This window comes from Roseateles sp. GW835-FHT13E02, assembly GCF_058794035.1.
Genome location: NZ_JBXAGJ010000001.1, coordinates 301,539 through 315,968, shown reverse-complemented (window position 1 = coordinate 315,968; position 14,430 = coordinate 301,539). Strand labels below are relative to the sequence as shown.

The 14,430-nt window shown below is 65.5% G+C and carries 11 protein-coding genes; 9 read left to right on the top strand and 2 right to left on the bottom strand.

Annotated features, from left to right (window positions below):
• Nucleotides 1-46: 46 nt before the first annotated feature.
• Nucleotides 47-868, bottom strand: coding sequence for a posphoenolpyruvate synthetase regulatory kinase/phosphorylase PpsR (gene ppsR / locus AC1Q6P_RS01325; protein ID WP_102767404.1), 822 nt, complete (start codon nucleotides 866-868; stop codon nucleotides 47-49).
• Nucleotides 869-1,073: 205 nt separating this feature from the next.
• On the opposite strand from ppsR, the gene ppsA reads away from it, so the two are divergent.
• From ppsA to AC1Q6P_RS01280, 9 genes are all read left to right on the top strand, one after another.
• Nucleotides 1,074-3,482: a phosphoenolpyruvate synthase gene (gene ppsA, locus AC1Q6P_RS01320; protein ID WP_492664242.1), complete on the top strand. Its 2,409-nt coding sequence runs from the start codon at nucleotides 1,074-1,076 to the stop codon at nucleotides 3,480-3,482.
• A 307-nt stretch (nucleotides 3,483-3,789) separates the two neighbouring features.
• Nucleotides 3,790-5,853 carry a sodium:solute symporter family protein gene (locus AC1Q6P_RS01315; RefSeq protein ID WP_492664243.1) on the top strand — a complete coding sequence of 688 codons (2,064 nt, stop codon included), beginning with the start codon at nucleotides 3,790-3,792 and terminating at the stop codon, nucleotides 5,851-5,853.
• A gap of 185 nt (nucleotides 5,854-6,038) precedes the next feature.
• Nucleotides 6,039-6,401, top strand: a complete 363-nt coding sequence (gene rpsF, locus AC1Q6P_RS01310) for a 30S ribosomal protein S6 (protein ID WP_102767402.1) — start codon at nucleotides 6,039-6,041, stop codon at nucleotides 6,399-6,401.
• Nucleotides 6,402-6,486: 85 nt separating this feature from the next.
• Nucleotides 6,487-6,774: a primosomal replication protein N gene (gene priB / locus AC1Q6P_RS01305; RefSeq protein WP_102767401.1), complete on the top strand. Its 288-nt coding sequence runs from the start codon at nucleotides 6,487-6,489 to the stop codon at nucleotides 6,772-6,774.
• A gap of 44 nt (nucleotides 6,775-6,818) precedes the next feature.
• Entirely contained in the window at nucleotides 6,819-7,109 is a 291-nt protein-coding gene (gene rpsR, locus AC1Q6P_RS01300; RefSeq protein ID WP_102767400.1) for a 30S ribosomal protein S18, read from the top strand.
• Between the two features lie 13 nt (nucleotides 7,110-7,122).
• Complete coding sequence (rplI, locus tag AC1Q6P_RS01295) at nucleotides 7,123-7,575, top strand: 50S ribosomal protein L9 (protein WP_102767399.1); 453 nt, start codon at nucleotides 7,123-7,125, stop codon at nucleotides 7,573-7,575.
• A 208-nt stretch (nucleotides 7,576-7,783) separates the two neighbouring features.
• Nucleotides 7,784-9,238 carry a replicative DNA helicase gene (gene dnaB / locus AC1Q6P_RS01290; protein ID WP_102767398.1) on the top strand — a complete coding sequence of 485 codons (1,455 nt, stop codon included), beginning with the start codon at nucleotides 7,784-7,786 and terminating at the stop codon, nucleotides 9,236-9,238.
• Between the two features lie 10 nt (nucleotides 9,239-9,248).
• Complete coding sequence (locus AC1Q6P_RS01285) at nucleotides 9,249-11,291, top strand: 3'-5' exonuclease (protein WP_492664244.1); 2,043 nt, start codon at nucleotides 9,249-9,251, stop codon at nucleotides 11,289-11,291.
• 69 nt (nucleotides 11,292-11,360) lie between these two features.
• Nucleotides 11,361-12,536 carry a PA0069 family radical SAM protein gene (locus AC1Q6P_RS01280; protein ID WP_492664245.1) on the top strand — a complete coding sequence of 392 codons (1,176 nt, stop codon included), beginning with the start codon at nucleotides 11,361-11,363 and terminating at the stop codon, nucleotides 12,534-12,536.
• Nucleotides 12,537-12,551: 15 nt separating this feature from the next.
• Here AC1Q6P_RS01280 and AC1Q6P_RS01275 read toward each other — a convergent pair whose 3' ends face one another.
• The gene (locus tag AC1Q6P_RS01275) at nucleotides 12,552-14,183 is read right to left on the bottom strand and encodes a response regulator (protein ID WP_271009928.1); all 1,632 of its coding nucleotides are present in this window, start codon (nucleotides 14,181-14,183) and stop codon (nucleotides 12,552-12,554) included.
• Nucleotides 14,184-14,430: the final 247 nt, after the last annotated feature.

The window sequence follows — 14,430 nt, the reverse complement described above, 5'->3', positions numbered from 1 at the left end:
CGCGCGTCTGCTGGCGCAGCGCTGAGCCCACGCGCCAGCGGGCGCGTCAGTAGATCAACCGGTCCGGCCGGATGTCGCGCAGGATGGTGGTGGCGATTTCTTCGATGGACTTGTGGGTCGAGGACAGCCAGGAGATGCCATTGCGCTTCATCATGGCCTCCGCCTCGTTGACCTCGTAGCGGCAGTTCATCAGGTCGGCGTATTTGCTGCCGGGGCGGCGCTCGTTGCGGATTTGTGAGAGCCGCTCGGGATCGATGGTCAGGCCAAAGCATTTGCGCTTGTGAGGCTCGAGCATCGAGGGGATCTTGCTGCGCTCGAAGTCTTCCGGGATCAGTGGGTAGTTGGCCGCCTTGATGCCGTGCTGCATGGCCAGGTAGAGCGAGGTGGGCGTCTTGCCGCTGCGCGACACGCCGACCAGGATCACATCGGCCGATTCCAGGTTCTTGGCCGATTGGCCGTCGTCATGGGCCAGCGAGAAGTTGATGGCCTCGATGCGGTCGTGGTACTCCTGGCTGCGCGCCACATCCGAGAAGCGGCCGACCCGGTGGTTGCTCTTGACCTGGAACTCTTCCTCCAGCGGCTCGATGAAGGTGTTGAACATGTCCAGCACCAAGGCCTTGCAATGCTCGCGCACCACCTGCAGCACCTCGCGATTGACCAGGGTCGCGAAGACGATGGCGCGCCGGCCTTCCGCTTCGCTGGTCTGGTTGATCTCGTGCACCACCTGGTGGGCTTTCTCGGCCGTGTCCACAAATGGGCGGCGCACATGGCGCGGCTTGCCCGGGAACTGGGCCAGGATGGAGTTACCAAAGGTCTCGGCAGTGATGCCGGTACCGTCCGAGACAAAGTACACGGTGCGATTGGGCATGGTCAGCAGGCTCTAGAGTCTTTCTTCATCATAAGTCGGGCGAGCCCGTAGAATCGTCTGAAATGTCCTGCCTTTGCGCCATGACCATCCCCTCCTCACAAACAGAATCAAGAATCGGCCGGGATGCCGTGTGGCTGCATTTCATGGGGGGCGCCGCGGGCGCCCCGGCGGGACTCCGGAATTTTCAACATCACGGAGTTTTCCCATGTCTGCACGCTTTGAGCCGACCGCCCTGGTCGTCCCCTTTGAGAATTTGAGGATGAGCGACGTCGAGGTCGTTGGCGGAAAGAACGCCAGCCTCGGCGAGATGATTTCGGAGCTGTCCTCCTCGGGCGTCCGTGTGCCGGGTGGCTTTGCCACCACGGCCCATGCCTTCCGCGAGTTCCTCAAGCATGAGGGCCTGGACAAGCGCATTGAAGCGCGCCTGGCGACCTTGAACACCGACGATGTGCGCGCCCTGGCTGAGGCCGGTGCGGAAATCCGCGGCTGGCTGGAAGCGCAGCCCTTCCCGGCCGATCTGGAAGCGCAGATCCGCAGCTCCTTCGCCAAGCTCACGGCCGACCACCCGGACGTGTCCTTCGCCGTGCGCTCCTCCGCCACGGCCGAAGACCTGCCGGATGCGTCCTTCGCCGGCCAGCAGGAAACCTTCCTGAACGTGGTGGGCATCGAAGAGGTGCTGCACAAGATGAAGGAGGTGTTTGCCTCCCTCTACAACGACCGAGCCATCAGCTACCGCGTGCACAAGGGCTTTGCCCATGCCGACGTGGCCCTGTCGGCCGGCGTGCAGCGCATGGTGCGCTCCGACCTCGGCTCGGCCGGTGTGATGTTCACCATCGACACCGAGAGCGGCTTCAAGGATGTGGTCTTCATCACTTCTAGCTACGGCCTGGGCGAAACCGTGGTGCAGGGCGCCGTGAACCCGGACGAGTTCTATGTTCACAAGCCGGCCCTGGCGCGCGGCAAGCTGCCCATCATCCGACGTAACCTCGGATCCAAGCTGATCCGCATGGAGTTCACTTCGGCCGAGGAAAAGGCTGCCAGCGGCAAGCTGGTCAAGACCGTGGACACCCTGCCCGAGGCGCGCAACCGCTACTCGCTGAACGACGCGGAAGTGATCGAGCTGTCCAAGTACGCGCTCATCATCGAGCAGCATTACCAGCGTCCCATGGACATCGAGTGGGGCCGTGACGGTGTCGATGGCCAGCTCTACATCCTGCAGGCCCGCCCGGAGACGGTGAAGAGCCAGGCCGAAGGCCAGGTCGAGTACAGCTACAAGCTCAAGGGCCACAGCGCCGTGCTGGCCGAAGGCCGTGCCATCGGCCAGAAGATCGGCACCGGCCCGGTGCGTCTGGTCGAGAGCGTGGCCGAGATGGAGCGCGTGCAGCCCGGCGATGTGCTGGTCACCGACATGACCGACCCGAACTGGGAGCCGGTGATGAAGCGGGCCAGCGCCATCGTCACCAATCGCGGTGGCCGCACCTGCCACGCCGCCATCATCGCGCGCGAGCTGGGCATTCCGGCCGTGGTCGGTTGCGGCAATGCGACCGAAACGCTCAAGGATGGCCAGCTGGTCACCGTGGCTTGCTCGGAAGGCGACACCGGCTATATCTACGACGGCTTGCTGGAAACAGAAGTCAGCGAGGTGCACCGCGGCGAGCTGCCTTACTGCCCGATCAAGATCATGATGAACGTCGGCAACCCGCAGCTGGCCTTCAACTTCGCGCAGATGCCCAGCGCCGGCGTCGGCCTGGCTCGCCTCGAGTTCATCATCAACAACAACATCGGTGTCCACCCCAAGGCCATCCTGGACTATCCGAACATCGATGCTGATCTGAAGAAGGCGGTGGAGTCGGTGGCCCGAGGCCATGCCTCGCCGCGCGCCTTCTATGTCGACAAGCTGGTGGAGGGCATTGCCACCATCGCGGCGGCCTTCTACCCGCGCCCGGTGATCGTGCGCCTGTCCGACTTCAAGAGCAATGAGTACCGCAAGCTGATCGGTGGCTCGCGCTACGAGCCCGATGAAGAGAACCCGATGCTGGGTTTCCGCGGCGCCTCGCGCTACATCAGCGGTGAGTTCTCGGATGCCTTTGCCATGGAGTGCGAGGCGCTCAAGCGCGTGCGCATCGACATGGGCCTGAGCAATGTCGAGATCATGGTGCCCTTTGTGCGCACGGTGCGCCAGGCCGAGCGGGTGGTCAGTATGCTGGCCGAGCGTGGCCTCAAGCGTGCGGCCGACGGCGGTAGCGACGGCCTGCGCGTCATCATGATGTGCGAAGTGCCCAGCAACGCCATCCTGGCCGAGCAGTTCCTGGAGCACTTCGATGGCATGTCCATCGGCTCCAACGACCTGACCCAGCTGACCCTGGGCCTGGACCGCGATTCGGGCCTGGAGCAACTGGCCGGTGATTTCGACGAGCGCGACCCGGCCGTCAAGGCCATGATCTCGCGCGCCATCGCCGCTTGCCGCGCCACGGGCAAGTACGTGGGCATCTGCGGCCAGGGCCCCAGCGACCACCCCGATTTCGCCGACTGGTTGGCCAGCGAGGGCATCGTGTCCATCTCCCTGAACCCGGACACAGTGATCGAAACCTGGCAGCGCCTGGCCAAGCGTTGATGGCCACGGGCCGGTGCTTGGGCGCCGGTTCGATGGATTGAGACCGAACGGCCCGCTTGACGTGGGCCGTTTTTGTTTTTTGCGAGGGCGTCTGGGCGTCCACCGGACCTCGGGGCGGCAAGCCTCGGGTTTTCGGTATCGACAGCAGGGGGCCGGGGCTCGCATGATGGGGGCAGGCTACCGGCCCTGGCGCATCCCTCGCTGCCACTTCTTTCGTGTTCTCGTCGCCCAGACCTGCAGACCCACCGTGGCTTTTGTTCGCTCCCGCTCCTTTGCCCCCCGGCCACCGCTGCCTCTGGCGGCACGCATGAAGCGCATCTACCTGGGCTTCACCCTGGGTTTTCTGTTCTTCCTGCTGTGCCTGGCGGTGCTGGAGCGGCTGGGTCTGTCCAAGAGCGCGATTGGCATCAGTTTTCTGGCCGCCACCGTGGTGGTCTACGCCTGCATCGGCCTGTTCAGTCGCACCACCGATGCCGACGAGTACTACGTGGCCGGCCGTCGCGTGCCGGCCATTTTCAATGGCATGGCGGCCGGTGCTGATTGGATGAGCGCGGCCAGCTTCATCGGCCTGGCCGGCACGCTCTACCTCAGTGGATATGGCGGCTTGGCCTATGTGCTGGGTTGGACGGGCGGCTTTTGTCTGGTGGCTTTGTGCCTGGCGCCGTATCTGCGCCAGTTCGGGCAGTACACCATCCCGGACTTTCTCGGTGCCCGCTACGGCGGCATGGCACCGCGTCTGCTGGGCGCATTGGCGGCCATGCTGGTGTCCTTCATCTATGTGGTGGCGCAGATTTACGGGGTGGGCCTGATCACGGCGCGCCTGACGGGCTTCAGTTTCGAGATTGGGGTGTTTCTCGGTCTGGGCGGCGTTCTGGTCTGCTCATTTCTGGGGGGCATGCGGGCCGTGACCTGGACCCAGGTGGCGCAGTACATCGTGCTCTTGCTGGCCTATCTGGTGCCGGTGATCTGGATGAGTGTCAAACAGACAGGCATGCCGTTGCCCCAGCTCAGCTACGGCCAGCAACTGCAGCAGATCAGCGTGACCGAGCAGCGATTGCTGCGCGACCCGGCCGAGTTGCAGGTGCGAGCCGCCTTCGCCGAGCGGGCAGCCGGTTTTGAGCGCAAGTTGCAAGAGGTGCCCGAGGCGCTGGCGGCCGAGCGTGCTGAGGCGGCCCGGCAGGTGGCGGAACTCAAGGCGCAGGATGCCCCGTTGGCAGCCATTCAGGCGGCCGAGAAGCGCCAGGCGGCCTTGCCTCGCACGCCCCATGAAGCGGCCGAGCAATGGCAACGAGGCCGTGCTTACAACGAGGCGCGGGCGCAACCGCTGGGCGGCATGCCGGAGCATGCGCTGGCCTACGCGGGCCATCTGCAGGGCAGTGCGCCGGAGCAGCACAAGTTCGAGGAGTCGCGGCGCAACTTCCTGGCCCTGGTGTTCTGCCTGGTGGTGGGTACGGCCGGCCTGCCGCACTTGTTGACGCGCTTCTACACCACGCCCACGGTGCGCGAGGCGCGCAGTTCGGTGGCCTGGTCCCTGCTCTTCATTTCGCTGCTCTACATCACCGCGCCAGCCCTGGCTGTGATGGTCAAGTACGAGGTCTTCACCCATCTGGTGGGCACGCCCTTCGAGCAATTGCCCGGCTGGATCATGCAGTGGACCCGGGTCGATCCCGGCTTGCTGGCGGTCAGCGACGTCAATGGCGACGGCATCCTGCAGCTCGGTGAGCTGCGCATCAGCGGCGACATCATCCTGCTGATGGCGCCCGAGCTGATGGGTCTGCCCTTTGTCATCTCGGCCCTGGTGGCGGCCGGTGGCCTGGCGGCGGCGCTGTCGACGGCCGATGGCTTGTTGCTGACCATCTCGGCCGCCTTGTCCAACGATGTCTACTACCGGCTCTTCAACCCGCAGGCCTCGATGACGCGCCGCGTCACCCTGTCCAAGGCCTTGCTGCTGGCCACGGCTTTGGCGGCCGCCGCCGTGGCGGCGCAAAAGCCGGCGGACATCCTGCTGCTGGTGTCAGCGGCGTTCTCCATCGCCGGCGCCACTTTCTTCCCCGCGCTGGTGCTGGGCATTTTCTGGCGCCGTGCCAATGGTTGGGGTGCACTGGCCGGCATGCTGACCGGTCTGGCGGTGACGGTGTACTACATGGTGGCGGCCAGCCCCAGCTTGCGCCTGGCCTTGGGCGTGCCGGGGCCGGCCCAGCTGATCGGCGGCATCGCGCCCGTCTCGGCTGGGGTGTTTGGTGTACCGGCCGGTTTCCTGGCCATTGTGCTGGTCAGCTGGCTGACGCCGCGGCCCTCGGCGGCGCAGGCCCATATGCTGGATCAGTTGCGCAGCCCGCCGCGCCCGCAGCCGCCATCGACACAGTCCTGAGCTCGAACCTGCGGCTTTGCGTGCACGCAAACCTTGGTGGAAATCGAGAAACTGCGCTACAATCGCGGGTTCCCCCTTGCCGTGACCACGTGAATTGACGCTGTGGCACGGCTTCCACAGGCGAAAGCAGGGCGGCCCACTGTCGGGCGTCGGCCGGCTCAGCCTGGAATCCACAAGGAGTATTTATGCGTCACTATGAAATCGTTCTGCTGATCCATCCGGATCAAAGCGAACAAGTTCCGGCCATGCTGGAGCGCTACAAGACCCTGATCACCAGCAATGGCGGCGCTGTGCACCGCGTTGAAGACTGGGGCCGTCGTCAGATGGCTTACCTGATTCAAAAGCTGGCCAAGGCTCACTACCTGTGCGTCAACATCGAATGCAGCAAGGAAACCCTGGCTGAGCTCGAAACCGGCTTCCGCTTCAACGACGCCATCCTGCGCCACCTGACCGTGGTGAAGGCCAAGGCTGAAACCACGCCTTCGGTGATGATGAAGACCGTGGAACGCGAAGACGCTCGCAAGGCGCCCCAAGTCGCAACGGCCTGATCAGGCTTAGCTCCGTGTTCATGAAGGTTGCCAGCGAACTGGCCACCAGCGTGCCTTTCAAGACCCGACTGCGTTCTCTTTCACTTTGAACCAACTGGTTTTGCAAGCACAGCTGCTGGAGCTGGGACTTGTCAGATACACACCGGCCGGACTGATGGCCCTGGATGCGATGCTCAAGCACGAATCCCAGGTCCAGGAAGCTGGCAAGCCGCGCAAGGTTTCCATGGAAATCAAGGCGGTCGCAATCGGTGAGATCGGCAAGCGCCTGCAGTCGCTGGGAGTGGGAGGAAATGCACTGTTCACAGGCTTCCTCAGCGCTCAGAAGAACGGCCGTGGAACCATCTTCCACATCACCGCTCTGACACCCAACTGAATACCGAATTGTTCGAATCCGGATTAAATTAAAGAGGTCATACGATGGCACCACCACGTGGCAAGGGTCGCTTCTCCAAAGACAAGAAGCCCAAGCGCAACACCCAATCCCTGCTGTTCCGCCGCAAGCGTTTCTGCCGCTTCACCGTCACCGGTGTTGAGCAGATCGATTACAAGGACATCGACACCCTGCGCGATTTCATCGGCGAAAACGGCAAGATCACGCCCGCCCGCCTGACTGGCACGCGCGCATTCTTCCAGCGTCAGCTGACGGTCGCCATCAAGCGCGCTCGTTTCCTGGCCATGCTGCCCTACAGCGACCAGCACAAGGTCTGAGGAGTAACCCAACATGCAAATCATTCTGCTTGAAAAGGTCGCGAACCTCGGCAACCTGGGCGACGTCGTCAAGGTCAAGGACGGCTACGCACGCAACTTCCTGATCCCGACCCGCCAGGCACGTCGTGCCACGGCCACCGCGATCGCCGAGTTCGAAGCCAAGCGCGCCGAACTGGAAAAGGCCGCTGCTGAAAAGCTGGCCGCTGCACAAGCCGTGGGCGAAGCCCTGGCCGGCAAGACCGTGCGCATCAGCCAAAAGGCTGGCGTTGACGGCCGTCTGTTCGGCTCGGTGACCAACGCCGACGTGGCCGAAGGCCTGGTGAAGCTGGGCTTCTCCATCGCCAAGGCGCAAGTGCGCATGCCCAATGGCCCGCTGAAGGCTGTCGGTGAGTTCACCGTCGCTGTCGCCGCCCACACCGATGTGGTCGTCGAAATCAGCGTGCAAGTGGTGCGCGACGCCGAGTAAACTCCGGTGTCACTGACCGTCAGCGGTCAGACAGTCGAAAAGCCGATGCTGTCCGCAGTGTCGGCTTTTTGCGTTTTTGGGCGGCGGTTTATACAGCGCTGCCCCCAGGCTATCCACAGGCTTGTCCACAGGGCAGGCCTGTGGACAGCCCGGTCTTGATTGCCTTGCCCTGTTCAGCCCGCCCGAACTGCGACCCCTCCTGCCATCCATGAGCGCCACTTTCTCTCCCACTCCCTTGCCCGGATCCTCAGGTTCCTTGCCAGGCGGCAGCGCCGGCCGCGATGACGATGTGGCCCGCCTGCGCGTGCCGCCGCACTCGATCGAGGCGGAGCAGAGCGTGCTGGGCGGCCTCCTGATCGACAACAGCGCCTGGGACCGCGCCGGCGATCTGCTGAGCGAATCGGATTTCTACCGCTTCGAGCACAAGCACATCTACCTGGCCCTGGGCAAGCTGATCAATGCCGCCAAACCGGCCGATGTGGTGACCGTGTTCGAGGAGCTGACCTCGGTCGGCAAGGCCGAGGAATGCGGCGGCCTGGCGTATCTGAATGCCCTGGCGCAAAGCGTGCCGAGTGCCGCCAATATGCGGCGTTATGCCGAGATCGTGCGTGAGCGGGCCGTGCTGCGCAAGCTGGTCTCGGCCAGCGATGAAATCGCCAGCGCCGCCATGAACCCGCAGGGCCGTGCGGTCAAGGAAATCGTCGACGAGGCCGAGGGCAAGATCTTTCGCATCAACGAGGAAGGCAATCGCAGCGGCCAGGGTTTCCAGAGTATGGACAACCTGGTGGTGGACCTGATCGACCGGGTCAACGAGCTGGCCGAGAACGGCGCCGAGGACGTCACCGGCGTGCGCACCGGCTTCTACGACCTCGACAAGCAAACCGCCGGCCTGCAGCCGGGCGACCTGATCATCCTGGCCGCGCGCCCCTCCATGGGCAAGACGGCCTTCGTGGTCAATATCGGCGAGAACGTGGCCATCAACGAAGGCCTGCCCGTCGTCATCTACTCCATGGAAATGGGCGCCGCCCAGCTGGCATTGCGGATGGTGGGTTCGGTGGGCCGCATCGACCAGAGCCGTCTGCGCCTCGGGCGCTTGAATGACGACGAATGGGGTCGCCTGTCCGAGGCGGTGGACAAGCTCGGCAAGGCCCATATCTACATCGATGAAAGCCCGGGCCTGAGCCCGTCCGAAGTGCGCGCGCGTGCGCGCCGCCAGGCCCGCATCAGCGGCCAGCTCGGCCTCATCATCATCGACTACCTGCAGCTGATGAGTGGCAATGGCGGCGGCAATGAAGAAAACCGCGCCACCGTCATCGGCGAAATCTCGCGCGGCCTGAAAGCCCTGGCCAAGGAGCTGAAATGCCCGGTGATCGCGCTCTCGCAGCTGAATCGCTCGGTGGAGCAGCGGCCTGACAAGCGCCCCATGATGTCCGACCTGCGCGAATCGGGCGCCATCGAGCAGGATGCCGACATCATCATGTTCATCTACCGCGACGAGTACTACACCAAGGAAGAGTGCAAGGAACCGGGCGTGGCCGAGATCATCATCGCCAAGCAGCGGAATGGCCCGGTCGGCACCATCAAGCTGGCCTTCCAGCGCATGCACACCAAGTTCGAGAACCTGTCGCCGGACTATGTCAGCCCGGTCGGTGACGAGTACTGAGCCGCGGCCGGTGAGCGCTTCAGACACCGGTGCGGCGCCGGGCGCCGAGCCACCCGCCCATTTGGCCAATCCTGCCGAAGCATCGATCACGGAGCAGCCCGAAGCCCTGTTCGTGCCCGAGCATTTCGCGCCGACCGAGGAGCAGCAGCGCATCCAGGCCACGCGCGCCCGCCATGTGCTGATCGAGGCCAATGCCGGCGCCGCCAAGACCACCAGCCTGGCATTGCGCATCGCCCAGGCCCTGATGCGGGGCGCCGATCCGGCCATGATCCTGGCCCTGACCTACACCGCTCCGGCCGTGCTCGCCTTGCGCGCGCAGCTGCGCTGGGTGGGCTTGCCGGCCGAGCTGGTCGAGGCGATCCGCGTGCAGAGCTTCGAGGCCTTCAGTCTTGAGGTGCTGGAGCGCATCGAGGGCGGGCGAGCCTTGTCGCTGCAGCGCCTGGAGCAGGTCAAACCCTACCTGCTGCGCGCGGTCGAGAGGGCGCAGACCCTGCCGGGTGAGCGACACCCCGAGGAGCTCAGCATCGATGGCTCGCCAGCGGCGCTGGCCGAGGGCTTGCTGCAGACCTTTGCCGTGCTCAAGGGCCGCATGCTGATCGAGCAGCTCGATGAGGATGAGGCCATGAGCCCGGCCTTGGCCGAGGACCTGGGCTTTGACTACCTGAGCCTGCGCGTGCGCTCGGCCTATGAGTTCATCCGCCGCGGCGGCCACCCGGATCGGCCGGAGTTCCGCTGCGAGGGCGACGCCTGCTACGACCTGGCCCGCGCCTTGCTGCGCGATGAGATCCCGCGCGAGGGCTCGCCCCTGGCCCAGGGCCTGGCCTTGATCGTGGTGGACGAGATGCACGACACCAACCGGGCCATGTTCACCGTGCTCAAAGCGGTGCTGGAGGCCAACCGCCGCGCTGCTTTCGTCGGCGTGGGTGACCGCGATCAGGTGATTCACTCGCAGGCCGGCGCCGAGGCTGCTTTCATGCACCAGAGCTTCGAGCAGGAGATCGGCCGGCCGGTGCGCCTGCCGCTGACGGCCAGCCACCGCTTCGGCCCCGAGCTGGCGCTGATGGCCGGCCGCCTGGCCCACAACAAGGCTTATGCCGCGGCCGCACATTGCGCCACCGAGATCGAGCTGCTGCCTTGTGAATCGGCGCGGGTGATGGCGCAGCAGGTGGCACGTCTGGCCCAAGCCCATCTGCGCCAGGCCGAGCGTCATGAGCTGCGCATCCTGCTGCGCCGCTCGGCCCAGTCCATCCTGCTGGAGCGCGAGCTGCTCAAGCTGGGGGTGGACTACCGCGTCGATGGCTTTGAGTCCTTCCTGCGCCGGCCCGAGGTGCTGCTGGTGCGCGCGCTCCAAGCCTTTGCGCGCGACGATTTCAGCGGCTTTGTCAGCCGCCCTCTGCGCGAGCAGACCTTGGCCGCGCTGATGCTGTTCGCGGGCGCTTTGATCGAAAGCCCGGAGCTGCGCCATCTCGACGCGGTCACTGCGCAGCGCCGCGCGATTGCCGATGCGGCCTCGCACATCGACGGCATGCGGCCGTTCATCGAGGGTCAGGTCTTGCGCAATGCCTCGCCGCGGGCCTTGGCGCGTCTGCGCGCGGCCTTGGCGGTGTTGAAGGCCGAGGATCTGCAGGTCTTTGGCGAAGGCTTTGTGCGCGCGCTCGACCCCAGCGGCCTGGCAGCCTCGGTGCTGGTGCGCAAGGAAGACATCCAACAGGTGCGCGACAACATTGCCCAGCTGGTGCAGATGATCGTGGCCGAAGGCGAGGGGCTGGAGCAGGCTTTCCGCCTGCTGCATCTGCTGGAAGCCGGCCAGGCGCGCATGCGCGCCGATCCGCGGGTCAGCCTGTCCAGCATCGAGGCCGCCAAGGGTCTGGAGTTCGACCATGTGCTGATCCCGCATCTGTCGCGCGGCGAGTTTGTTGGCGAGGTCAGCGCCGCCGAAAACCGCAACCTGCTGTATGTGGCCATGACGCGCGCACGACAGCGCCTGAGTCTGGCTTACAACCCTGCCTCACCCTCGCGTTTCTTGATCGAGGCCGGGGTGCTGAGCGCCTGAGTGAGGGGTGACAGCGGCGGGGGTGAACTGTGCGAACGGGATGTGCGAAATGCTGTATAAACGTACAGTATGCCATCCCTCCCACCAAACCGCCCCAAGCGCCCGCTGCCGCCGGTGCCGACGGACCAGCCGCTCTACATCGCCGCCGACACCCTGAAAGGGCGGGGCACGGCCTGGGCGCTGGCGCACCGTTTCCAGAGCGAACAGCGCGAGCAGTTCGATGATGGCTGGGGCTCGCTGGCCCAGAGCTTCGATCCCGAGGCCTTGCCGCCCAGCACCCAGATCATCGAAGAGCGCACCCAGCGCATCCTCTCGGGCAACCAGTCGCCCGACATTCCCTTTGACCAGTCCATCAATCCCTACCGGGGTTGTGAGCATGGCTGTGTCTACTGCTTTGCCCGGCCGACGCACAGCTATCTCAACCTCTCGCCCGGGCTGGATTTCGAGACCCGCATCATTGCCAAGGTCAACGCCGCCGAGCGCCTGCAGGCCAGCTTCGCCAGCCCGCGCTATGTGCCGCGTCTGACCTGCCTGGGCACGGCCACTGACGCCTACCAGCCCATCGAGCGCAAGCTGGGCATCACGCGGGCCTTGATCGAGGTGCTGCAGGCCCATCGCCACCCCTTCTCGGTGGTGACCAAGTCTTCGGGCATCGAGCGTGATCTGGATCTGCTCCAGCCCATGGCCGAGCAGCAGCTGGTGTCCTGCTACATCTCCATCACCACCCTGGACCCGGCCCTGGCCCGCATCCTGGAGCCGCGTGCTGCCTCACCGCAGCGGCGCCTGCGCAGCTTGCAGACCCTGGCCGAGGCCGGGGTGCCCGTGGGGGTGAGCGTCTCGCCCCTGATCCCCTTTCTCAACGAGCCGGAGCTGGAGCAGATCCTGGAAGCGGCCGCGGCGCTGGGCGCGCGCTCGGCCTTTTGCATCCCGCTGCGCCTGCCCTGGGAGGTGAACCCGCTGTTCCAGGACTGGCTGCAGCGCCATGTGCCCGAGCGGGCCGCGCGCATCATGGCCCGGGTGCGGGAGATGCGTGGCGGCCGTGACAACGACCCGAACTTTGGCAGCCGCATGCGCGGCGAGGGCATCTGGGCCCAGCTGCTGTCGCAGCGCCTGCACAAGGCCTGTGCCCGCCTGGGCCTGTCGCGTGAGCGCTATCCGCTCGACCTGACGCGCTTTCAGCGGCCAGCAACTCAGCGCCCGGCATCGTCGGCAACCGAGCCCTCCAGCCAGGGCAGCCTGTTCTGATCCGTTTGAGGGCGCTCAGCTCGGGGCGCCGGTGCGCAAGGCCAGGCCGCCGGCGGCGCGGTTGCGATTGTTCAGCGAGGCGATGGGGATGACGTAGCGCGCCTGCAGCTCGCTGATGCGCTCGGCCAGTTGTTCAGCGTCGTCGATCTTCTCGGCATGGCGCTTGAGCACCAGGCTGGCCATGTCGATGAGTTTGGCGTTGCGGGTGCTTTCGCCTTGCTGGATCAGCAACTCCACGCCGGTGCGGGCCGAGCCGCGCATGGAATGGCGCATGGCCGTTTCGGCCACCCCGAAAATGCGGGTGTGGCAGCTGCGGAACTCGTTGGCCACTGCCTCGTTGTCCTCGCTGACCGAGACCAGCAGCTCCGAGCTGGCCTTGGAGGTGCAAAAGCGCAGGCCCAGCTGGGACATGACCGGCCCCATCTCGTCCAGTTGGATGGCCAGCTTGGACAGGCGGATCCACAGGCCCACCAGCAGGCTGGCGGCTTCGAGGTCGAAATCTTCGCCGTCCGCCTCAGCGCTGAGCTGGCGGGCCAGCTCCAGGGCATTGCCGACCTTGTGATCGGCCAGATGGCGCAGGCCGCGGAACACGGCCTCGAATCGCTGCAGGCGCTTGGACTGCGGCCGCCGCTCCAGCTCCTGCACCATGGCGTCGTGCGCGTACTTCAGGCCCTTGGTGTCCTTGTTGTCAAAGCGCATGAAGCCGATCAGCACCAGGCTCAGCATGTCAAAGAGCTTGGAGCGCAGGCCCTGGGCCATGGTGCGCTCCATCATCTTCAGGGCCTCTTCGCGCTGGCCGGCGTAAAAGGCCAGGCTGCCGCAGCGCTGCTGGCGCAGCAGGCAGCCGGGGGTGAGCTTGGCGGCGGTGCGGTAGGTCTCCAGGGCGGCTTCCAACTCGCCCTGTTCCATCTGCACCCGGCCCATCACATCGTAGGAATCCGCGTGGTCGGGGATGTCGCCGATCAGGGTTTCCAGCGTGCGCCGCGCCGCCACCAGATTGCCAGCGGCCAGCTCGGAGCGCGCCACACCCAGGCGGGCCCAGGGCACGGTCTTTGCTTCGATGATGGCGTCGTAGAGCTTGTGGGCTTCTTCGTGGCGGTTCAGGCGCAGCAAGAGCTCGGCTCCGATGCGGGCGGCGTAGAGCCAGAACTCGGCGCGCGCATTGAAGCGCTTCATGCAGTGCGCGGCGGCGGCTTCAAATTCCTGTTTTTCGATCGCCTCGAAGATGTCCTTGAGCACACGCTTGCGGTGGCGCGCATGGGCCAGGCGGTCGGCCAGCGAGGCGCTGGTGTAGGGCTTGATCAGGTAGGCGTCGAGCGCCGCCTCGGCGGCCTCGGCCACCTTGGCATAGGACGCTTCGCCGGTGACCATGACGAAGACGGTGGAGTAGGGCAGCAGGTGCTCGCGGCGCAACTCGTCCAGCAGATCCTGGCCGGACATCTCGGTGCCGTCGAAGTGGTAGTCGCAGAGCACGATGTCGTAGGTCTTGTGCTCCAGGATGACGCGGGCGTCGCTGACGCGCGAGGCCTGGCGCACCTGCTGCACGCCCAGATCGCGCAGCTGGGCCGAGAGCAGGCTGCGCGAGGTCGAGTTGCTGTCGATGATCAGCGCGCTGGCGTTCTGGATCTCGCGGTCCATCAAGGCCATGGGGCCTCCCGGCGCAAGCAGGTCGCGGCGCGGCCGCCGCGGTCAGGGCGGGCGGGGCGTGGGGCGGTGGGCATCGGGCTTCTCACACCGGGAGTATCGGCGCGCCAGCCGGCCGACTTGAGTGCCCCCAAGGCCACAACAGCCCGGTGTTTGCCCGGCATTTCTGCGGCCAGCGCATGCCGAGGCGGGCAAGAAAAAGCGCCCGGATCAGGCCCGGTGGGGCCTGATGGCGGGCGCTGGGGGAGGG